The sequence below is a fragment of the Sphingobacterium sp. Ag1 genome (assembly GCF_000988325.1).
GTDB lineage: Bacteria > Bacteroidota > Bacteroidia > Sphingobacteriales > Sphingobacteriaceae > Sphingobacterium.
On record NZ_LBGU01000027.1, the window covers coordinates 1 to 19,828 of the forward strand.

A 19,828-nucleotide genomic window follows, 5' to 3' on the forward strand; every position below is an offset into this window, starting at 1 on the left:
GATCTCCTTTTTCATTTTTCAGGACTAGTCAACGTGTGGGTCTGTTTAAGTTTTACAATCATCTCATCTGTTACAATTTGTTTTTTTATGTCCTATAATTTGCACTTATTTTTGGTTTGTGGTTGTACATTAATAAGTTTAATAGTCCTCTGGCAATGATGTTAAGTTGGCTTTAAATTCTTATAAATTTAATATTAAAAATATATGAACTAAAGATTGTAATTGGCTATTATTTTGGTTAATTTAGATCTAGACCTTAAAGACTGATAGGTAGTAAGTTTGCTACTTTTTTTGTTCTTTTTTTTGAAATAAATTTGGAATGTTAATAATTATTTTTAGAGATCAATTTTAGCGCTAGTTTTCCACAATTTTACATGGTAAAAATCTGATATATAGTATTTTATCAATTATTTTATATTTTAGTTTTTTAGCTGATTTTTTTTTGTCATCTTCGTTCTCAGAGAAAGTTATCAACATATTTTTTGTCGCGTATTGTAAATCAACTTATTAACAATTTTAGAATGGAAAAAACGTATTCAAGTGTTTGGAATAATTGTCTTTCGATTATCAAAGACAATATACCAGCACAAAGTTTCAAGACCTGGTTTGAACCTGTGAAAGCAGTCCGTTTGGAAGGTGACGTTTTGACTATTCAAGTGCCTAGCTTATTTTTTTATGAGTGGCTGGAAGAACACTATGTGGGAATTCTTCGCAAAACCGTAAAGAAATTCTTAGGAGAGCAAGGTAGATTGGAATACAATATTGTAGTAGAGAAGTCTTCAGCTTCTCATCCTTATACGACTAATCTTCCATCGAATGGCAATGGAGCAGAAGGGAAAAGGCAATCTATCCCTGTGCCGGTATCTTTAAATAGGGATATCAAAAATCCGTTTGTTATTCCTGGATTGAAAAAATTGCAGGTTGATCCGCAATTGAATCAAAACTATACATTCGAAAATTTTATCGAAGGTGAATGTAACCGTCTTGCTCGCTCTGCAGGTTATGCTGTGGCGAATAAACCGGGTGGTACTTCATTCAACCCTTTGATGATTTATGGTGATGTTGGTTTGGGAAAGACACACCTTGCTCAAGCAATCGGAAATGAAATCAAAAGAAATCTTCCCGATAAATTGGTGATTTATGTGTCTTGTGAAAAATTCTGTCAACAGTTTGTGGATTCATTGAAAAATAACACAATCAATGACTTCGTTAACTTTTATCAAGCAATGGATGTTATCATTATGGATGATGTGCATAATTTTGCTGGTAAAGAAAAAACACAGGATATTTTCTTCCATATTTTTAATCATTTGCATCAATCTGGAAAGCAGATTATTTTAACTTCAGACAAGGCACCTAAGGATTTAGCTGGTTTGGAGGAACGTTTGCTTAGTCGTTTTAAATGGGGATTATCTGCAGATATTCAGATTCCTGATCTCGAGACGAGAATGGCAATTTTGAAGAAGAAGATGTATTCTGATGGTATTGATTTACCTGAAAATGTAGTGGAATATGTCGCAACACAGATCGATAACAGTGTTCGTGAATTGGAAGGAGCTATGGTTTCATTATTGGCTCAGTCTACATTGAACAAGAAAGAGATCGATTTGGGGTTAGCAAAGTCGATGTTGAAGAATTTTGTGAAGAATACCCATAAGGAAATTTCAATGGACTTTATTCAGAAATTAGTTTGTGAATATTTTGAAGTTCCTGTAGATATGGTAAAGTCGAAAGTTAGGAAGCGTGAAATCGTGCAGGCCAGGCAAATTTCGATGTATTTAGCAAAAGCCCATACCAAATCTTCACTAAAATCGATTGGAGCGTTCTTCGGAGGCAGAGACCACTCGACAGTCATTTATGCATGTCAAACCGTAGAGGATTTAATTGAAACTGACAAGAAATTTAAGACTTATGTAAGTGACATTATGAAAAAATTGAAATCTTAATGTCAATTACCGTAAGCAGTAAACAAAAGGGGCTGTCCAAGATGATTGGATAGCCCTTTTTTAATGCATTTAAGCTCTTGTAAGGTATTAAAAAACCTCTGGACATAATCTATATCCAGAGGTTTTTCATTCTTAATAGAACGATTGTTGTTATTGATTGCTCTGTCCGCTGCCGGATTCGTTTTGTTCAGTTTTTTCTTGAGTCGCAGGAATACTTACTGGGGGTCTCTCTGTGACATATTTCTGATAAGCTGTCTTTTGTTCATCGGTGAGCAGTTGTGCTATCTTAGTATCGGATTCACCTTGAATTTTGGTTATGCTTTCCTTTTTGGCATCAGCTGTAGCTGTCGCGTCCTGGATAACCGCCGCAATAGCCTTTTCTTGGTTTAATACGATGGTTGACACAGCTGTTTTTTGCTCTTCGTTTAATGTTAGCTTTGTCACTAATTCAGTCACCACTTTGGTTGCATTCTCTTCTGGTGTTGTTTGTTGTGCAAATGTAAGGCTCATTGCTAGAAAGAAACCTATACCTGTTAAAAATAGCTTTTTCATGATGTTTAATTTTAGATGAAATTATTCAATGTCTATTCTCTATTTTTTTCACTATTAACGCGTAGGGTCAGTTGTTACTGGTTGCTTTGCCCCGGGGGCTGATTTCGCCGGTCTCTCAGCAATTATTTTTTGGTAAAGTGCTTTTTGATCCTCGGTTAGCAACTGGCTGACTTTGGCGTCTACCTCGCTTTGAAGCTTATTTAGCGCTTCATTTTTTACTTCAGCAGAAGAGCTACTATCTTTTGTTATCGTTTGCTCGGTTTTTGCCTGATCCAATAATATAGTTGATACTGCAGTCTTTTGCTCATCATTCAGATTCAGTTTCTGAACAAGTTCAGTTGTTGCTTTTGCCGCAGTTTCCTCCGGAGTACCCTGTTGCGCAAATGTTAGGCTGAGGGCCAAAAAGAATCCGATTCCTGTTAAAATTAGCTTTTTCATATCTATTGTATTTAAAAAGTTACAATTAAACTGTTTTACTATAAAACTTGGAATTGGTATTTATATTGTATTAAAGTTGTTACTTTAACAAATTTTTAACACAGAGTAACGTGTTAACAGGTTGTAAAACAATTTGTTGATTTTTTTTAGGATAAACAAGGTAACGACGGTTTATCCGGTGCCGGATATCTTGTTCGGCGCGATCACCTCTTGGCGATTAAAATATACTGCATTGATTAGGAATTGCAGGTAAAGTAGTATTGTAGACAAGATCAATGCGAAGAAATAAGAAATGCTCTTGTTTTATTTACAAGAGCATTTCTTTAAAAGTACTTAATCATTAATTATCGGAACGTTTAGACATTCTTTCCTTCATTTTTTCTTGTTGTTCGTCAAATAACTTACCTTGTTCGGGACTAAGCCAAGATTTGATCTTAGCTGTTTGTATTTCCTGAAGCTGTTTGAATTTTTCCATATTTGCCTTGCGATCTCCGCCATCGTTTCGAAGAGCAGCCCGTTGTTGCGCTTGGGTCAATGTAAGGTTATAGATCGAATCCTTTTGTGTTTGATTGAGGCTTAGTAATTTGTCAAGATGCTCTACACGCATTTTAGCTTGTTCCTCAGGACTGCGTTGTTGACGTTGTTGCGCAAAAACTCCTGTAGCGCTTAATAATAAACAGGCTACTGCCATTAAAATTTTCTTTTTCATCTTTGTATAGTTTATATCATGAATGCCAATCGTTGTAATTGTGCACTCTATTTGTTTATTGTCCAATTCCCATGGACCGAAAAGACTTTTAAGTCATTTCGTTTACGTATTGAATATAAATTTGAGGAAAAAGTTTAGTATAGAAACTTATCTTAACAAAATTTAAGGTTGATTAACACTTTGAGCTACTGCATTATGGACCGTTTTAATGAATAGTTCTTTATGAATGGGATCATGAAATTGTAGGCCGATCGGAAGATAGACCAAATCAATAGCCGCTAATTGCTGTTTAAATGGCTTCAACCGCTGAAAATCTTTTTCAGTAGTCAATAGCATTTTGTTAGTACTAGCCAGGCTTAGGTAGGATTCTGTAATTTGTTCAATATCCGATTCACTAAAAGTATGATGATCTCCAAAAGATAGATGTTTGACTAAATTTGCCTTCTTTTTGATATAATCCACGAGCGGTTGCGGTTTGGCAATGCCTGTAACCAAAATAACATCGCTGTCGTTGAAATCGATCGTAGTTCCGAAGCTGTCAATGGCTTGAAAGTAATTTATATGGCTAAAAGTAATTAATGCTTTCTTATTATAGCGTCTGATTTTGTGTTCTATACGCTTTTTATCATGGTTCGAGAGATCTATTGGACATTTGGTAATCGTTATAATCTGCGCCCGTTTGGCTTCAATAAGTAAGTCCCTAAAGTTTCCTGTAGGAAAAACAAACATGGGACTAGCAAATGATAAAAAATCAAACAATAGAATATTAAAAAGCGGCGATAATTTTCGATGTTGATAAGCATCATCCAGAATAATCAGTTGATGATCTGATTGAAGTTTTTCTATTCCCGTGCAGCGATCTTCACAAACCGCAACGGTAACTGATGGAAATTTATTTTTGAATTGTAAGGGTTCATCGCCAACATTGTTTGCTAGTGAATCGGTCTTTACCAAATGAAATCCGCTGGTCACTCGCCCATAGCCTCGACTAAGTATTGCTGTTTTATACTGATCTTTGAGGCTCGAAACAACAAATTCAGTCATTGGGCTTTTTCCTGTACCTCCGACAGAAAGGTTACCGATTACAATCGTGGGAATTTCAAATGACTTTGAGCTGAGTAGCTTGAAATCGTATAGTCTATTTCTCAGCCATACGATTAAGCCGTATAGGATCGAAAAGGGGAATAATAGATAACGTAAAAAAGCAATCATTTTGGAATAACCGTTAGTCCGACGTCGGTGATTTCTTTCAACGGATTTTCTTTCATATTCTGCATGATGGAAATAGTATACATACCTGTATCCGGAAATAGGTAATCTTTATGGATTATGGATTGGTTATTATATAAGCTCCCTGAGGATTTTCCGAGCCATTTTCCATCAGATCGAGCCATTTTTATTTCTTTGCGGAAAATAGATTGCTTCTTATCTGGGCCACGTTGGTAGATTAGGATAAAAAGGTTCGAAAAGGCATATTCCGGTGTATGACGGACATCCATTAATACATCATATCGTTTGGTTTTATCACTAATATGAAATTGAAAGCTAGGCGGTGATGTATTCAACCAAGCTTTATTATCAATGGGTTTGTTATCATTTATAATGGAAGTCTGTTCACAAGAACCCCCTATGCAAATACATAATATACCAATGTGGAATGCTGTGCGTTTGAGTCTCATGTTTATTTATAAAAAGAATATGCCTAATGGATTAAAATTAGGCATATTTTATTTTACTCTGCTTTTGGAGCAGTATTGTTGTTATTACCTTTGTTTTTATTCCGATGGCGGTTGAAACGTTTCTTCGGTTTACTAGCACCCTCTTTATTGTCTTTATTCACCGTAGATGCTGAAGAATCGTTTGCTATTTGAGGTCTTCCTCCTTGTTTGGGTGGATTTGGTTCGGACCTCTCAGTTTTTTGTCCAGCCTTATTTTCCGGTTTGACTGTGTTGCTTTTGGATTTTCTTTTTTTCTTTCTTTTATTTCGATCATCGAGTCGTGTTAAGCTATCTTGTCCGACTACATTTTCGTAATCGTAATTGATATTTTTCTCCTCTCTGACTTCATCGTTATCTACTGCACTCGAAATCGCTTCCGGTTTGATCCCCTGCTTATTCATTTCGACAAGCTCTTTAACTTGTAGAACGGGGATGGCGATCCAGTTTTCGGCTCCAGGAAAAGAGAACCACATCATTTTCTTGAAGATATCGGTCTTTTGAAGATAAGCAACTCCTTTTTGTGTTTCGATGCGGTCGATATTATTCGGGATGTCTTTTAAAGCATCCATGTAGCTATCCAATTCATAATTGAGACAGCATTTTAATTTTCCGCATTGGCCCGCTAACTTTAGCGTATTCAACGAAAGATTTTGATAACGTGCTGCCGATGTAGACACCGTCTTAAAATCTGTTAACCAAGTTGAACAGCAAAGTTCGCGCCCACAGGAACCGATTCCGCCGAGTCGGCTAGCTTCTTGTCGCATACCTATCTGGCGCATTTCAATGCGAATCCTGAAAGCTTCGGCCATTTTTTTGATAAGCTCACGAAAGTCCACGCGGCCCTCAGCCGTGTAGTAGAAGGTAGCCTTGGTTTTATCTCCCTGGTAGTCAACATCAGAAATCTTCATGGACAAACCCAGGTCCAAAGCCAGTTTACGGGCTTTGTGCATCGTTTCCCATTCGAGATCTTTTGCTGCGTTATACTTCTCTACATCCATTTCATTGGGCTTCCGATAGATTTTTTTAGTTACCATTTCTGGGGTAACATTGTTCTTTTTTAATTGTAGTCTGACCAATTCACCCGTTAAGGAGACATGTCCGACATCATAGCCACCGGTAGAAGGTTCTACGACCACCATTTCCCCCATTTCCAGGTAGGTATTGTCTACATTAATAAAGAAATCTTTTCGTGATCCCTTGAATCGTACTTCGACGATATTAAATGGTTTATAGTTTGAAGGCATATCCATATCGGAAAGCCAGTCATATACATCTAATTTATTACATCCGCTAGTCATGCAAGAGCCATTGTTCTGACATCCTGCCGGTGTACCATTTGTCGTGGTAGTACCGCAACCTCCGCCGGATGAGCAACTGCCACATCCCATAGTTTTCTATTTATATATATTGAGTTCCTTTCGGAAACGTTTTATACTTGTATATTAATGTTAACTGCAAAGATAAATCTAAAAATAATATTTTGGGATTTGCATTTCTTTCTACAAAATAATGTGTTTCCTCAAATAGATTTATTGTTGCTTCAATTTGTTCAACGGTATAGTGTACTGCAAATTTCTGAACAAAATCCAATTCTTTGGCCGGTAAGAACACTAAACTTGAAAGCCCTTCTTTGATTAATATAATTTGACGCATCATATTAATTGCATAAAAAAGAAAGCTTTTTTGGTTTTCTCGCCCCATTTTTGAGAGTTCTTCTTCCACTAAGGAGATCATATTGGTTCCTGCATCTGAAACAATGAAACGCAACCAATTGACCAAAATGCCAAAATGGTTATTTGTTTGCGATTGAATTTGATTCATGGCTTCTTGCAGGTTTCCATCCGCTATAAACGCAATTTCAGCTGATTCCTGATCCGAAAGATGATGTACGCTCTTGAGATGTTGTGCGATCTCCATGTGATCCAACTTCTTTATTTTGACCAATTGCGTACGTGATATGATTGTATTTAATATTTTGTCCTGATTTTCTGCAACTAGAATAAAGAGCGTTTTTTCGGGTGGTTCTTCGATTAACTTTAACAGCGCATTGCCTTGTGTGTCCAAGTATTCGGGCAACCACATAATTAAAACTTTATATTCCGCTTCAAAGGACTTTAAGCTTAATTTTTTGATGATACCATGCGCTTCGGCAATATTGATATTCACCTGTTTGTTGTCCGCATCCAATTGATTGCGCCAATACTCCAATCCCATGTAAGGATTGGATAGAAAAGATTTTCTCCAGCTGTCCGCATAATCTGTTGCTGTATCTTCCTTATGCTTGGCTATAAAAGGATACGACATGTGAAGATCAGGGTGGATCAGTTTGCTATATTTTCGACACGATGGACATTCGCCACAACTGTCTGTCAATTGCCGGTTTTCACAATTCAAAAACTGTGCATAAGCATAAGCAAGTGCAAGGCTGCCTGAGCCCTCAGGACCAAGAAATAATTGCGCGTGACTCACACGGTTTTCTTGAACTGTGCGAACTAAATGTTCCTTGATGTCTTTGTGCCCAATGATCTCTTTAAACTGCATACAGTACTGCTATTATACAAATGTAATAAATATTGTGATTTATTGGGCCCAATTTGCTTTCTATACTTTTGGCGCTGTGCTTATTAATTGAAATACAATTGCTTATTTGAGCTATTGAAATCGCCTGATGTGGAAAGAAAGGCGCCCATAAAACTGAAAAATATTGATTAATTTGTGTATTATTGCACATAATAATTAGTATTCAGGAAATGAGATTCATTGTATCAACATCAATTTTATTAAAGCAGTTACAAGCTATCAATGGTGCATCCAGTACAAGTACTGTTTTGCCAATCTTGGAAAACTTTCTTTTTGAAATAAAAGACAATAACTTGACTATTTCTGCTACGGATCTGCAAACAAGTATGGTTACTTCTTTACAGATCGAAGCAAAGGAAGAGGGAAGAGTAGCCATGCCGTCGAAGATTTTGATCGAGACATTAAAAACTTTGCCAGATCAACCCGTAGCATTTTCAGTAGACATGAATACCTTGGCTATTGAGATCAGTGCCGGTGATGGAAAATATAAATTGAGTGGAGAGAATGCTGACGATTTTCCTAAAATTCCTTCAATTGATAATGGTTCAGTTATTCAGATGCCTGCGCCTATTTTGTCTGAAGCAATCAGTAAGACGATCTTTGCTGTCAGTAATGACGAGTTGAGACCTGCGATGTCTGGTGTTTTGGTTCAATTAGCCGAAAAGAACGTGACTTTTGTCTCCACTGATGCACACAAGTTAGTGCGTTATTCAAGAACGGATATCGGAGCGGAAAAACCTGCATCCCTTATTTTACCGAAAAAAGCACTTTCTTTACTTAAATCTTCATTGCCATCCGATGATATTACAGTATCTATTGAATATAATCAAACCAATGCATTCTTTAGCTTTGGTAATATCAATTTGATCTGTCGGTTGATTGACGAACGTTACCCAGATTATGCTGCTGTAATTCCTCAAGTCAATCCAAATAAGTTGACTGTCGATAGACTATTGTTTTTAAATACATTGAGACGGGTGGTGATTTTCGCTAATAAAACCACACATCAGGTTCGTTTGAAGATCTCAGGTAGTGAATTGCATATTTCTGCAGAAGATCTTGATTTTTCGAATGAAGCACATGAACGTTTATCCTGTCAATTTGAAGGGGACGATATGGAAATTGGTTTTAATGCTAAATTCTTAGTCGAGATGTTGAATAACCTGGAGAGCGAAGAAGTTGTTTTGGAGATGAGTACACCAAATCGTGCTGGTTTGTTGATTCCGGCGGTATCTGAAGACCATGAAGATATTTTGATGTTGGTAATGCCGGTTATGTTAAACAACGCTTAATCGTCTTTTCGCTTTGGAAATAATTACGCATCTTATTGACTTTGTACTCCATATCGATAAACATTTGGTTGAAATAGTCAATGATTATCAGACTTGGACATACCTTATTCTGTTTCTCATCATTTTTGTGGAAACAGGAGTGGTTGTAATGCCTTTTTTACCAGGGGATTCGTTGTTGTTTGCCGCTGGTATGTTAGCCGCACAACCCAATGATCTTAACGTATGGTTGATGATTCTCATTTTATTGGTAGCCGCGGTGTCTGGGGATTCCTTAAACTATGCTATCGGTAAACACTTTGGTATGCGCCTTACAAAATTTAAGCTCTTTGGTAAGCAGGTTGTCAAAGATGAGCAAATTGCCAAAACACATTCTTTTTATGAGAAATATGGCAGTAAAACAATTGTTATCGCTCGCTTTGTACCGATCGTACGTACCTTGGCACCTTTCGTGGGTGGTATTGGAAGGATGAATTATGGTACTTTCATTACCTATAATGTCGTAGGTGCGCTCTTGTGGGTGGGTGGTGTAACCCTAGCAGGGTACTTTTTAGGAAATATTCCTATTATAAGAGATAACTTCTCGAAGGTCGTATTGATTATTATTTTTATATCCATATTGCCGATAATCTTCGAGCTTGTAAAAGAAAAGATAAAAACTAAAAAGGGAATCCAATAAGATTCCCTTTTTTTATAGATCAAAAAAATGGAACTCATTTCACAGCTTATTGATTTTATCCTGCATATCGATCAGCATCTTTTGCAACTGATCAATAGTTATGAAAATTGGACTTATCTGATTTTGTTTTTAATCATTTTTGCGGAGACGGGATTTGTGGTTACCCCATTCCTACCTGGTGACTCCGTTTTATTTGCCTTGGGTGCAATCATTGCCCGTCCGGATTGCCAACTTTCTTTACCATTATTTATAGTCGTTCTTATTTTTGCCGCTGTCTCCGGTGATTTTGTAAATTATGAAATTGGCAAATATCTTGGATTTCGAGTTTTTAAGCCTGGATCAAGATTATTTAAACCGGCTTATCTGCAAAAAACACAAGAGTTCTATGCTAAACATGGGATAAGGACTATTGTTTATGCCCGATTTGTACCGATTGTCAGGACCTTTGCACCATTTGTGGCGGGCATTGGCCGAATGCCCTATACAACCTTCGGAAAATATAATATACTTGGGGGCATATTATGGGTTTCGTTATTTATTTTGGCTGGCTATTATTTTGGACAAATACCATTTTTTAAGCATAATTTTTCCCTTGTTATTTTGGCGGTTATCTGTATTAGCTTAATACCCATGCTTATACAGTTTTTTTCGCAGACAAAAACAAAAAAAGATTAAACGTTACATACTAAATACAGTCTTTTAAGGTTAAAGGTTTGATACGAAATATCCCTATCAAAAAGTACAAATAATGCAGTTAGATATAGTTTGTACTTGATAAGAGCAAAGGGGAGACGATAGTTTGGATATCTCGTAAACTCACTCAAGAAGATATTATTTACGTATGAACTATTTGGTTTTAGCATTTACCCTGCTTTTTACACAGTCTATTTTTGCCCAACGTATCGTTGTCGATCATCACCAGGCGACCGAGGCCTATGAATTGCTGAACAAAATCCGTACAAATCCAGAACGGTATAAGAAAGAACTGAAGCTCTTCAACCTGCAGAAGATTAAACGGACCAAACTCAATTGGAATAAGGAGTTGGCGGAGGTTGCAGTTTATCGTGCAAAAGATATGGCCAAGCGCTCCTATTTTGACCATGTTTCACCTGAGGGTTATGGGCCTAATTATTTCATTGACGAGGCGGGGTATAAACTTAACCCGGCATGGCTGTCCAAACGGAATGCAAACAATTTTGAGTCCATTGCGGCCAACCGATCTAGTGCTACAGCTGCCATTAAGGCTCTAATTATTGGAAAGGAAGCTCCGGGTTATCATCATCGCACACATTTACTGGGCATGGATCAGTGGAATGCTTCGCTATACGATATCGGCATTGGTTACGTCGAATGTAAAGGCGCCAAACCTTATGAAAGTTATTTAGTTGTTATCATTGCCAAGCACGACTGGTAAATAAGTGAAAGGTAATTTGGGGAGTATCAGCAATTAATCGACGCAGGGTATTCAATTTTTACCGAAAAGTCATACCTTTGCATATGATAAAATCCATGACAGGATATGGCACGGCTTCCGCTGATAACGGTAAAGTTAAATATAGTGTCGAAATAAAGTCCTTAAATTCAAAATTCCTTGAATTAAATCTTCGCTTGCCCAAAGTTGTTTCGGACAAAGAATTGACGTTGCGCACCGAGAGCAGTAAACTTATTGAACGTGGTAAAGTTAACATGAATGTAACGGTTGAATACACGGATCAAACAGCGAAGGCATCTTCTATTAATGCTGATTTACTCAAAAAATATTACAGTCAATTGCAGCAGATCGCATTGGAACTTAACGATACCAATGTCAATCTGTTTGAACTGGCGTTAAATATGCCTGAAGTGATTACCAACAATGATGATTCGGTTGATGACGAAGAATCCAAAGTATTGATGGATGCTTTCTATGATGCGGTCAAACGTTTTAATATATTTCGTGAAGATGAGGGCAATGTGCTCGCAGGAGATTTAAAAAAGCGCGCAGAGCTTATTTTAACTTATCTTGGAGAAGTAGAGGCCTTAGAAGTAGAACGTATTCCTTTGATCAGACAGCGTATTGAACAGTTTTTAAATGATACGGTGGGTAAAGATAATGTGGATCAAAACCGATTTGAACAGGAGCTGGTTTACTACATTGACAAATTGGATGTGACCGAAGAAAAAGTCCGATTGCGTGCCCATTGCAATTACTTTTTAAAGGCTTTTGATTCCGCGGATTCAAATGGGAAGAAACTGGGATTTATTTCACAAGAAATGGGGCGGGAGATCAATACCCTAGGCTCCAAAGCCAACCATGCTGGCATTCAACAGATTGTGGTCAGAATGAAAGAAGAATTGGAAAAAATAAAAGAGCAATTGCTCAACGTATTATAAGAATGAGCGGTAAATTAATTATATTCTCGGCACCATCGGGAGCGGGAAAAACAACAATAGTAAGAGATCTTTTAAGTAAACACGGTGATAAGATTGAGTTTTCCATCTCAGCAAGTACACGTGATCCAAGAGGGCAGGAGGTGAACGGAAAAGACTACTATTTTATGTCGAAAGAAGAATTTTTACATAAGGTAGCAAAACAGGAGTTTATCGAATTTGAAGAAGTATATTCAGGGACTTTCTATGGTACTTTGCGTTCAGAAATCGAACGTATTTGGAAAGAAGGTAAACATGTTATTTTTGACATCGACGTTGTCGGTGGGTTACGTTTGAAGTCAAAATTTCCAGAACAGGCAATTTCTATTTTCGTGCAACCACCTTCTTTGGAGGTGCTTAAGGAGCGTTTAACAGGGCGTGGAACGGATTCAGAAGAAAAGCTGAAAGAGCGTTTTGCCAAGGCAGAACTGGAACTTACCTATGCCAATAAATTTGATGTCATATTGAACAATTTTGATTTAGCTACAGCATGTGCCGAAGCTGAAAAAATTGTCATGGGATTTATCAATAAATAAGTTCATGCGAAAGATTGGTTTGTTTTTTGGTTCTTTTAATCCGGTGCACGTAGGACATCTGATTATAGCCAACTTTATGGCCAATTTTACGGGGCTGGATGAAGTTTGGTTTGTGGTCTCGCCACAGAATCCATTTAAAAAGAAATCCACATTAGCAGATCCTTATGACCGTTTGGAAATGCTGAATCTGGCCTTGGAAGACTGTGATCATTTGAAGGTAAGTGACATTGAATTCCATTTGCCCATACCATCGTATACCATCGATACCTTAACGCATCTAAGCGCGAAATATCCAAACCGGGAATTTGTGCTACTCATGGGACAAGACAATTTGGAATCGCTGGAGAAGTGGAAAAATGCAGATATTATCTTGCGTGATTACAAAATCTATGTTTATCCAAGACCGGGGTTCGATAATGAAAAATTTAAAGATCATCCTGCAATCACCGTCACAGACACTCCACTAATGGAATTATCCTCTACCTTTTTGCGAAATGCAATCAAGGAAAAAAAGAATATTCAATTCTTTACCCCTAAAAAGGTGATTGAATTTATCGATAAGAAAGGTTTATACTCTTGATATAGACAGAAATAAACAAAGCATAATGTCCCCAGGTTTTATTAAATCCGGGGATTTTTGTTTGTAGGCATCTCAAGAAAATATTAAGGAATAATTTTTGCAGGTACAATTTTTCACTTTTAAGCTCAAATAAGGCGATCGTTAATGAATAATTAAAATAGCCTGGACCGAAAAGCAATCATTCGTGAGAACCTGTTTTTTTAGCCTATCAGGTTTGTTTGGATAACAGCATGAGTATTTAGTTTAGTTTTGGGCTTTTTGGGGAGATTTATGATAGAGAAAAATATATTAATTCGTATACTATGAGAAAGCTCGTTTTATTGATTATGTGTTTCGTGTATTGGGGGACCGGTTTTGCACAGACGGATAGTGCGGATGACAATAGTCTTTTTATGGATCCTGCCGCTATTGAGCTGCGGAGCAAAATGACCATACCACCTTACGGTTTGGATAAAGTAAAAGCATTAATTTCAAAAATAATCCCTGAAGAAGATAAGGAAACGACAGATGCGGGAATAAATGCGATTTCAGCCGTTGATTTTAAAAAGCTAACGCTGCGTGAAAAGTTCACCTATACCATGATTCATGCCGAGCTATATGCGCAAAATTGTGCTATACCCGAGTATCAGACGCAGATCGACAAAAAAATATTTGCTACATTATTGGACGGCTTTAATGAATCCTCGTGGTCGCAAAGACAGACTGATTTTTTGCAGGAAAATAGGGATTCAGTGATGAAGCTTATTCAGGAATCTGTTGTCCGGAGCAAACGGATGGGGGTAAATTATAAGCATGCCATAGTGGAGATTAATGGCTGGCAGATGATCCCTTTTATTGTTGATTATGCCAAGAAAACACCAAAAGATAAAGATGCATTGACGTTGCTGTTATTACTGATGAAACGGGGTGAATACAGTGAATTTATAAAATCCAGTTCATTTAAAAAGTTGTATGGAGAGGACAGTAATTATTATTCGTATCTAAATTACAATAAAGAAAATGAAGCGTTGATCTTTAGTCGGGCGCTTAAATATTACGATGAGAAAAAAAGCAAGTAGTGCAGTTGGATTTTTAGTATTCGAAACTTCAAATTTGTATTATAACAAACGGCAAGGAGAATGAGGAAACTACTCTATTTGATAGGATTGATTGTTTTACATCTCCAATGTGAAGCCCAAGCTGGAAACTATATCCAAATTCCAGCCGGAGACTATCATTTGGGCGATACAGCAAGCTTAGATAATCCCAAAAGAACAGTACATATCGAATCGTTCTGGATCTCGAAATTTGAGCTGACGAATGCCGAATTTGAAAAATTTGTTCAGGCAACGGGCTACAGGACATTAGCAGAACGCTACCATAATGCCATGGTCTTTGAGCCTGGCCTGGCGGAGTTTCGCTGGTTGCAGGATAGTACGGCCTATTGGCGCTTTCCGAATGGTGTAAGTCGTGGCGGAATTACGGCCAAGATGGACCACCCAGTTACCTGTATCTCTTACAAAGATGTACTGGCCTATTGTACATGGGCAAATTGTAGATTGCCATCTTTTGATGAGTGGGAGGTGGCAGCTAGAGCCGGAAGCGAAGGCTATTATTTTGAAGGTTTCAGTAAAGAGAATATGGGCGATTATGCAAATGTATGGCATGGAAGAGATCATTTGAAAGCTGATTATTCCGATGGTTATCTCTATACTTCTCCGGTCGGAAAATTCAAATCCAATCCATGGGGACTGTATGATATCTTTGGCAATGTATTTGAATTTTGCACCGGAAAGCTCGAAAGGGATGGCAACCGCTCTATTGCACATGCCCGTGGAGGCTCCTGGTGGTGTAGTAAAAATAGCTGCGCCGCTTTCAATGCAGTGTACATCGGTTCTGTGAGTCCCAATGCCTCTTTTAGTAATTTGGGGCTTAGAATTGTAAAAAAAGCCTTTACTCCTGAGAATAAAGACTTTTAAAACAAACTCATCGTAAAGATTGATTTTCTATCTGCCCATCCAGCCACCATCGACTGTTAGGATGGTTCCATGAACATAATCAGAAGCGTTTGAAGCAAGGAATACTGCTGGCCCCTTAAAATCTTCTGGAGTTCCCCAGCGTCCTGCAGGTATACGGTCCAAAATGGACTTGGAGCGTTCGGGATCGTCTCTCAGTGCCTCGGTATTATCTGTAGCGATATATCCTGGAGCAAACCCGTTTACGTTGACACCTTTGGAAGCCCACTCATTTGCAAAAGCCTTTACCATGGATCCTACGGCACCTTTTGAAGCGGCATATCCTGGAACATTGATACCACCTTGGAAAGTTAATAAAGATGCTGTAAATACGATTTTTCCAGTTCCACGTGAAATCATGTCCTTTCCAATCTCGCGCGTCAATATAAACTGTGCATTTTGATTGATTTCGATGATTTCATCCCAGTATTCATCAGGATGCTCAGCGGCAGGTTTTCGAAGGATGTTTCCTGCATTATTAAAAAGGATATCAATCGCAGGATGCGCTGATTTTACCTTTTCAATAAACGCGTAAAGCGCTGTCCGTTTGGCGAAATCACACTGATAGGCATAGAAATTTCTACCTAATGCTTTTACGGATTTTTCTACTGCGGAGCCTTCAATTTCCAATGACGCTGAAACGCCTATAATATCTGCTCCAGCTTCAGCCAATGCTTCGGCAATTGCCTTGCCAATTCCTCTTTTGCAGCCTGTTACCAAGGCTACTTTCCCACTTAAGTCAAAAGATTGCAGTATGGACATTATTTTGAATATTTTATTGTTAATGGTTGATCTAAATTGTTTTTGAATGTTTTTACATAAGACTGCCATTGCTCAAAATTCCCTATTTTGCCAGCTTTATTGAACGCAGCACCCGCAAAATAAACTAAGGGTTTATCATTTTTGACGGTGGTTGCTAGTAAAAATTGTTTTGGACTGTCTTTGAACACATACTTTACTTTTGGTAAAATAACGGCTGTTCCTGTAATTTTATCTCCTTCTGCAGGCTCCCAATAGGCTAAAATGCCATTCTTTACATCATTTAGAATTTGAGGTTTTTCCTCTTTTCTTTTAGCGATACCCACAACAATTGGCGTAGCGGCTGAGGTTGTGTTTTTGATGGAATAGCTTATCTTGTTCAATTGACTCCCAGCGTCTAAAGAAACCGTTTTCTCAACTTGTAGCTGTTGGCCCTTCACATTCTCCGGTTCATAAATAAGTTTGAATGTGGATCGTAGCGGACCATTGTCCAAGACCTCGTATTGACGATAATGCTTATGGTAAACGACCTGTTCATCAATGAATGGCGTTGCATCGCCGACGCCTAAGGTTTGTCCGACGGAATAATAATCTAATCCTTTGCCATGATCGGCATGATAATCTCCAGTTTTATACCATTCGTCAACAATAAGATCATTGCTACGTTTTGCCCAGAAGTCAAAACCTTGTGCGTCCTCAGAGCTGCCTTCTAAGGCCTTACCATAAGCTCTAAAAGCTGCAATATCGTTTTCCCAAGCAAAGTCATCTTTTCGTTCAGGGACGTATCTCGCATAAGTTTTTTGGGTGACAGTTGCGGGTTTATTTCCATTAACCCCAAAGGTTGTTGAGCTTCTAGGAGCAACGGTTATTTGAATCAAAATATTTTGTGCCGTCGGTTTTCCTAGTTTTTCAACTTGATAGGCCAGTTCCTTTTTATCCTTATCCACAATTGTAAATACACTGTTTTTTAATGCGAAGTGTTTTTCAAATGTGGTATAAGGGATACTGATCAACTCTGTTCTTGCGCTAGCGGAAGAGTTGTTTACAGTAATGGTTTTGTTGTTCTGCGCAAAAGCAAGTGTTGAAAGCCCTAGCGCTAAACTCAATACGAGTGTTTTTTTCATATTACTTCAATTCTGTGATGGCACATTTGTCCATATCATCATAATCTAAATTTTCACCTGCCATTCCCCATATAAATGTATAATTGGACGTTCCAGCTCCTGAGTGAATTGACCATGGCGGTGAAATTACGGCCTGATCGTTGTGCATCCAAATATGGCGGGTCTCATCGATAGGTCCCATAAAATGTGATACAGCTTGACCTTCAGGTAATTCAAAATAGAAATAGACTTCCATACGACGATCGTGGGTGTGTGATGGCATTGTATTCCATACAGACCCGGGTTTTAACTCTGTCATACCCATCTGTAATTGGCAGGTTTGTACCACTTTGTTCAATAACATCTGGTTGATCGTACGGTGGTTGGCAGTTTCCAATGAACCCAATTCTAGTTTATTCGCCTCTTCTTTCGTTACCTTTTTAGTTGGGTAGCTGCAATGTGCAGGTGTAGAGTTTAAATAGAATTTTGCCGGCTTTGCAGCATCCTGGCTTGAAAAATAAACTTCCTGAGCACCTTGACCGATATAAAGGGCTTCTTTGGTATTGAGATCATAAATAATGCCGTCAACTTCGACTTGACCCTTCCCACCGACATTGATAATACCCAACTCTCTTCTAGAAAGGAAGTAAGGTTCTTTTAATAACGCGGGAATGGTCTCTAATTTGACTTTTGAGCTTACAGGCATTGCTCCACCGGCCATATAGCGATCATAGTGGGTATAAACAAAATTAATTTTGTCTGCTTCAAAAACTGTTTCAATTAGAAAATTCTCCCTTAATCCTTGTGTATCTAAAGTTTTGTATTCCTTTGGCCCTATTGCATAACGGGATTCAAAATTAATGCTCATAACTGAATTATTATTTTTGTTTGAATGCTAAATTTAGGGCTAATATTTGTCAATTGCGATACAATCTTACGCAAACGATGTCGTAGTGATCGGTTGGTTTTCCGAAAGCGGTAGCAACTTTAAGATAATCGAGATGGTTATTATGATTGCAATATACTTTGACCAAATTCTGCCTAATAACAGTTTTTAACCAATTTTTAAACAGTAATCAGTCAGTATTCCTTCAGTGTTCACTGAATGATCACTGAACAAGCACTGAACAAGCACTGAACGAGCACTGAACAAACACTGTCAAAATATCGAATTTGGTCACCATCTGATCCTCATTTGATGCGCCCAAATCTCATCGCTCTTTTCCAACTTCCATGTGTTCGTTTGAACCGCTGTTTTCCACAGTTGCTTTTACTGTTTGGCGTCCTAATGTGCGGCCTTTGCAGATAATAATTACCTGTTGTGTCAATATTATTTACATCTCGGTTTCAGATTTACTAACTTCGTGTATGGTAAAGAAGAAATTCCCATATTCTAAACGCATAAACACGGACCGAGAGGACTGGGGGGGGCCTTATGACCATCTAAAAAGCAAATTATTTACATATGAAACCCAATATTTTAGTTGTTAACGATGACGGTATTACAGCGCCAGGTATTAAGGTGCTGTTGGAAGAGATGCAGAAAATCGGAAATGTAGTTGTCGTTGCTCCTGATTCGGCACAATCTGGAATGGGGCATGCCATTACACTTGGTAGGCCACTACGTTTGGATAAAATCAATTTATATGAAGGGGTTGAAATGTACCAGTGTTCAGGAACGCCAGTAGATTGTGTAAAACTTGCTGTAAATAAAGTTTTTAAAGGGCAAAAGCCTGATATATGTGTATCGGGGATCAATCATGGGCTCAACAATTCAATCAATGTTTTATATTCCGGTACGATGTCTGCTGCGGTAGAGGGGGCCATTGAAGGGATTCCTTCTGTGGGGTTTTCGCTTGATAATTTTTCTCACGATGCGGATTTTAGCTATTGCAGACCCTACGTGATTTCTATTGCCGAGCAGGTGCTGGCTAACGGTCTCCCTAAAAATACATTGCTGAATGTTAATTTTCCCCAAACAGCAGGTTTTAAAGGTATTAAAATTTGCAGACAGGCAGGAGGACATTGGGTAGAAGAATTTGATGAACGTATTGATCCACACAATCGTGATTATTATTGGACAACGGGTAAATTTGTCTTGCAGGACAGAGGAGAAGATACCGATAGTTTTGCATTGGCCAATGGTTATGTATCTGTCGTTCCGACACAGTTCGATATGACGGCACATCACGCCATTCCAGAATTGAATTCATGGAGCTTTGATCATTTGGGAAATACAAGGGGAGGCGATAAACGTGAAAAATAATAGCTGGATCGGATTGGGTATCGGTACTGTATCTCCAGTATTGGCTTATATTTTAGTACGTTTTACGGATCTTGAACTTCATTTTTTACCCGAGAAGCCTATGGCCATCTACACTATAGCTGTATTGGTTAATTTAGTGCTTTTACGTTTTGCGTATCGATCGGGGAAAGATCACCTGGGAAAAGGAATTATTGCAAGTACTTTTTTGGCTATGATACTATACCTGATCACGCATAGAATTACAGTTTGATTAAAATTCATAAACCCCAT

At 38.0% G+C, this 19,828-nt stretch carries 22 protein-coding genes; 12 read left to right on the plus strand and 10 right to left on the minus strand.

Annotated features, from left to right (window positions below; genetic code table 11):
* The first annotated feature begins 521 nt into the window (after positions 1–521).
* A complete protein-coding gene (gene dnaA / locus AAW12_RS05215; RefSeq protein WP_046672557.1) occupies positions 522–1,946 on the plus strand; it encodes a chromosomal replication initiator protein DnaA in 1,425 nt (474 codons plus the stop codon).
* Positions 1,947–2,096: 150 nt separating this feature from the next.
* On the opposite strand, the gene AAW12_RS05220 is transcribed toward dnaA, so the two are convergent.
* The 7 genes from AAW12_RS05220 to AAW12_RS05250 form a co-directional block, all read right to left on the minus strand.
* Positions 2,097–2,498, minus strand: coding sequence for a hypothetical protein (locus tag AAW12_RS05220; RefSeq protein WP_046672558.1), 402 nt, complete (start codon positions 2,496–2,498; stop codon positions 2,097–2,099).
* Positions 2,499–2,552: 54 nt separating this feature from the next.
* Entirely contained in the window at positions 2,553–2,936 is a 384-nt protein-coding gene (locus tag AAW12_RS05225; protein ID WP_046672559.1) for a hypothetical protein, read from the minus strand.
* A 340-nt stretch (positions 2,937–3,276) separates the two neighbouring features.
* Positions 3,277–3,645 (minus strand): hypothetical protein, encoded by a 369-nt coding sequence (locus tag AAW12_RS05230; protein ID WP_046672560.1) that lies wholly within the window; start codon positions 3,643–3,645, stop codon positions 3,277–3,279.
* 162 nt (positions 3,646–3,807) lie between these two features.
* Entirely contained in the window at positions 3,808–4,857 is a 1,050-nt protein-coding gene (gene lpxK / locus AAW12_RS05235; protein WP_046672561.1) for a tetraacyldisaccharide 4'-kinase, read from the minus strand.
* Complete coding sequence (locus AAW12_RS05240) at positions 4,854–5,324, minus strand: gliding motility lipoprotein GldH (protein WP_046672562.1); 471 nt, start codon at positions 5,322–5,324, stop codon at positions 4,854–4,856. Before AAW12_RS05240 ends, lpxK begins: the two co-directional genes overlap by 4 nt.
* 53 nt (positions 5,325–5,377) lie before the next feature.
* Positions 5,378–6,751 carry a stage 0 sporulation family protein gene (locus AAW12_RS05245; protein ID WP_197083980.1) on the minus strand — a complete coding sequence of 458 codons (1,374 nt, stop codon included), beginning with the start codon at positions 6,749–6,751 and terminating at the stop codon, positions 5,378–5,380.
* Positions 6,752–6,761: 10 nt separating this feature from the next.
* Positions 6,762–7,904 (minus strand): ATP-binding protein, encoded by a 1,143-nt coding sequence (locus AAW12_RS05250; protein ID WP_046672564.1) that lies wholly within the window; start codon positions 7,902–7,904, stop codon positions 6,762–6,764.
* A gap of 209 nt (positions 7,905–8,113) precedes the next feature.
* Between AAW12_RS05250 and dnaN the strand changes: the two genes are divergently transcribed.
* The 9 genes from dnaN (at position 8,114) to AAW12_RS05295 (ending at position 15,394) form a co-directional block, all read left to right on the plus strand.
* A complete protein-coding gene (gene dnaN / locus AAW12_RS05255; protein ID WP_046672565.1) occupies positions 8,114–9,235 on the plus strand; it encodes a DNA polymerase III subunit beta in 1,122 nt (373 codons plus the stop codon).
* Positions 9,236–9,248: 13 nt separating this feature from the next.
* Positions 9,249–9,911 (plus strand): DedA family protein, encoded by a 663-nt coding sequence (locus AAW12_RS05260; protein ID WP_046672566.1) that lies wholly within the window; start codon positions 9,249–9,251, stop codon positions 9,909–9,911.
* 27 nt (positions 9,912–9,938) lie between these two features.
* Positions 9,939–10,586 (plus strand): DedA family protein, encoded by a 648-nt coding sequence (locus AAW12_RS05265; protein WP_046672567.1) that lies wholly within the window; start codon positions 9,939–9,941, stop codon positions 10,584–10,586.
* A 166-nt stretch (positions 10,587–10,752) separates the two neighbouring features.
* On the plus strand, positions 10,753–11,325 hold the full coding sequence (locus tag AAW12_RS05270) for a CAP domain-containing protein (protein ID WP_046672568.1): 573 nt from the start codon (positions 10,753–10,755) through the stop codon (positions 11,323–11,325).
* Between the two features lie 83 nt (positions 11,326–11,408).
* Positions 11,409–12,284, plus strand: a complete 876-nt coding sequence (locus AAW12_RS05275) for a YicC/YloC family endoribonuclease (protein WP_084823085.1) — start codon at positions 11,409–11,411, stop codon at positions 12,282–12,284.
* 2 nt (positions 12,285–12,286) lie between these two features.
* Positions 12,287–12,856 (plus strand): guanylate kinase, encoded by a 570-nt coding sequence (gmk, locus tag AAW12_RS05280; protein WP_046672570.1) that lies wholly within the window; start codon positions 12,287–12,289, stop codon positions 12,854–12,856.
* 4 nt (positions 12,857–12,860) lie between these two features.
* The gene (nadD, locus tag AAW12_RS05285; protein ID WP_046672571.1) at positions 12,861–13,436 is read left to right on the plus strand and encodes a nicotinate (nicotinamide) nucleotide adenylyltransferase; all 576 of its coding nucleotides are present in this window, start codon (positions 12,861–12,863) and stop codon (positions 13,434–13,436) included.
* A 302-nt stretch (positions 13,437–13,738) separates the two neighbouring features.
* Positions 13,739–14,494: a hypothetical protein gene (locus AAW12_RS05290; protein ID WP_046672572.1), complete on the plus strand. Its 756-nt coding sequence runs from the start codon at positions 13,739–13,741 to the stop codon at positions 14,492–14,494.
* A gap of 60 nt (positions 14,495–14,554) precedes the next feature.
* On the plus strand, positions 14,555–15,394 hold the full coding sequence (locus tag AAW12_RS05295) for an SUMF1/EgtB/PvdO family nonheme iron enzyme (RefSeq protein WP_084823086.1): 840 nt from the start codon (positions 14,555–14,557) through the stop codon (positions 15,392–15,394).
* A gap of 27 nt (positions 15,395–15,421) precedes the next feature.
* Here the strand turns inward: AAW12_RS05295 and AAW12_RS05300 are convergent, their stop codons facing one another.
* From AAW12_RS05300 to kduI, 3 genes are read right to left on the minus strand one after another with little or no spacing between them, the layout of a single operon-like run.
* The gene (locus tag AAW12_RS05300; protein ID WP_197083983.1) at positions 15,422–16,186 is read right to left on the minus strand and encodes an SDR family oxidoreductase; all 765 of its coding nucleotides are present in this window, start codon (positions 16,184–16,186) and stop codon (positions 15,422–15,424) included.
* Between the two features lie 5 nt (positions 16,187–16,191).
* On the minus strand, positions 16,192–17,313 hold the full coding sequence (locus AAW12_RS05305) for a DUF4861 family protein (RefSeq protein WP_046672574.1): 1,122 nt from the start codon (positions 17,311–17,313) through the stop codon (positions 16,192–16,194).
* A 1-nt stretch (position 17,314) separates the two neighbouring features.
* The gene (gene kduI / locus AAW12_RS05310; protein WP_046672575.1) at positions 17,315–18,160 is read right to left on the minus strand and encodes a 5-dehydro-4-deoxy-D-glucuronate isomerase; all 846 of its coding nucleotides are present in this window, start codon (positions 18,158–18,160) and stop codon (positions 17,315–17,317) included.
* 597 nt (positions 18,161–18,757) lie between these two features.
* Here kduI and surE point away from each other — a divergent pair.
* On the plus strand, positions 18,758–19,558 hold the full coding sequence (gene surE / locus AAW12_RS05315) for a 5'/3'-nucleotidase SurE (RefSeq protein WP_046672576.1): 801 nt from the start codon (positions 18,758–18,760) through the stop codon (positions 19,556–19,558).
* On the plus strand, positions 19,548–19,808 hold the full coding sequence (locus AAW12_RS05320) for a hypothetical protein (RefSeq protein WP_046672577.1): 261 nt from the start codon (positions 19,548–19,550) through the stop codon (positions 19,806–19,808). The genes surE and AAW12_RS05320 overlap by 11 nt, the downstream gene beginning before the upstream one ends.
* The last annotated feature ends 20 nt before the right edge of the window (positions 19,809–19,828 follow it).

Excerpts from the sequence above, each read along its gene's own strand:
- AAW12_RS05295 (WP_084823086.1), top strand. The coding sequence starts at position 14,555 with ATGAGGAAACTACTCTATTTGATAGGATTGATTGTTTTACATCTCCAA.
- AAW12_RS05270 (WP_046672568.1), top strand. The coding sequence starts at position 10,753 with ATGAACTATTTGGTTTTAGCATTTACCCTGCTTTTTACACAGTCTATT.
- surE (WP_046672576.1), top strand. The coding sequence starts at position 18,758 with ATGAAACCCAATATTTTAGTTGTTAACGATGACGGTATTACAGCGCCA.
- AAW12_RS05290 (WP_046672572.1), top strand. The coding sequence starts at position 13,739 with ATGAGAAAGCTCGTTTTATTGATTATGTGTTTCGTGTATTGGGGGACC.
- AAW12_RS05230 (WP_046672560.1), bottom strand. The coding sequence starts at position 3,645 with ATGAAAAAGAAAATTTTAATGGCAGTAGCCTGTTTATTATTAAGCGCT.
- AAW12_RS05220 (WP_046672558.1), bottom strand. The coding sequence starts at position 2,498 with ATGAAAAAGCTATTTTTAACAGGTATAGGTTTCTTTCTAGCAATGAGC.
- kduI (WP_046672575.1), bottom strand. The coding sequence starts at position 18,160 with ATGAGCATTAATTTTGAATCCCGTTATGCAATAGGGCCAAAGGAATAC.
- AAW12_RS05240 (WP_046672562.1), bottom strand. The coding sequence starts at position 5,324 with ATGAGACTCAAACGCACAGCATTCCACATTGGTATATTATGTATTTGC.
- AAW12_RS05275 (WP_084823085.1), top strand. The coding sequence starts at position 11,409 with ATGATAAAATCCATGACAGGATATGGCACGGCTTCCGCTGATAACGGT.
- AAW12_RS05225 (WP_046672559.1), bottom strand. The coding sequence starts at position 2,936 with ATGAAAAAGCTAATTTTAACAGGAATCGGATTCTTTTTGGCCCTCAGC.
- lpxK (WP_046672561.1), bottom strand. The coding sequence starts at position 4,857 with ATGATTGCTTTTTTACGTTATCTATTATTCCCCTTTTCGATCCTATAC.
- nadD (WP_046672571.1), top strand. The coding sequence starts at position 12,861 with ATGCGAAAGATTGGTTTGTTTTTTGGTTCTTTTAATCCGGTGCACGTA.
- gmk (WP_046672570.1), top strand. The coding sequence starts at position 12,287 with ATGAGCGGTAAATTAATTATATTCTCGGCACCATCGGGAGCGGGAAAA.
- AAW12_RS05265 (WP_046672567.1), top strand. The coding sequence starts at position 9,939 with ATGGAACTCATTTCACAGCTTATTGATTTTATCCTGCATATCGATCAG.
- AAW12_RS05245 (WP_197083980.1), bottom strand. The coding sequence starts at position 6,751 with ATGGGATGTGGCAGTTGCTCATCCGGCGGAGGTTGCGGTACTACCACG.
- AAW12_RS05250 (WP_046672564.1), bottom strand. The coding sequence starts at position 7,904 with ATGCAGTTTAAAGAGATCATTGGGCACAAAGACATCAAGGAACATTTA.
- dnaN (WP_046672565.1), top strand. The coding sequence starts at position 8,114 with ATGAGATTCATTGTATCAACATCAATTTTATTAAAGCAGTTACAAGCT.
- dnaA (WP_046672557.1), top strand. The coding sequence starts at position 522 with ATGGAAAAAACGTATTCAAGTGTTTGGAATAATTGTCTTTCGATTATC.
- AAW12_RS05305 (WP_046672574.1), bottom strand. The coding sequence starts at position 17,313 with ATGAAAAAAACACTCGTATTGAGTTTAGCGCTAGGGCTTTCAACACTT.